Origin of the sequence: Vreelandella boliviensis LC1 (genome assembly GCF_000236035.1) — a bacterium.
GTDB classification, from domain to species: Bacteria; Pseudomonadota; Gammaproteobacteria; order Pseudomonadales; family Halomonadaceae; genus Vreelandella; species Vreelandella boliviensis.
The window spans coordinates 1-516 of sequence record NZ_JH393277.1; the positions used below are offsets into that span (position 1 = coordinate 1).

Consider the following 516-nt stretch of genomic DNA (forward strand, 5'->3'; position numbering starts at 1 on the left):
TGGGTAAGGAGATTGGACATGAAGAAGCGTTTCAGCGAAGAACAGATCATTGGTTTCCTGGGCGAAGCAGAAGCAGGACTCCCCATCAAGGAGCTATGCCGTCGGCACGGCTTCTCAGAAGCCAGTTACTATCTATGGCGCAGCAAGTTTGGCGGTATGAGCGTGCCCGATGCCAAGCGACTCAAAGAACTTGAAGCCGAAAATGGACGCCTGAAAAAGCTGCTCGCGGAGTCGCTACTGGAAATGGAGGTCACTCGCGAGGCACTGAGAAAAAAGTGGTGAGCGCCCCTGCACGCCGAGAGGTGGTGCACTTTATGGTGTCACGTGGCCTGAGTGAGCGCCGGGCGCTCCGTGTCGTCCGCATGAGTGCCAGTGCATTGCGCTATCAAGCGGCCCCAGACCGCAATGAAGCATTGCATGAACGCATTGTGGCCTTGGCATATCGGCATCGTCGCTACGGCGCTGGCATGATCTACCTGAAGCTGCGCCAAGCCGGTGAACAGGTCAATCATAAGC

The 516-nt window shown here is 56.4% G+C and carries 1 pseudogene; it reads left to right on the forward strand.

The features are described from left to right. Positions 1 to 18: 18 nt before the first annotated feature. A pseudogene (locus tag KUC_RS19525) lies at positions 19 to 516 on the forward strand (transposase); the annotation flags it as partial.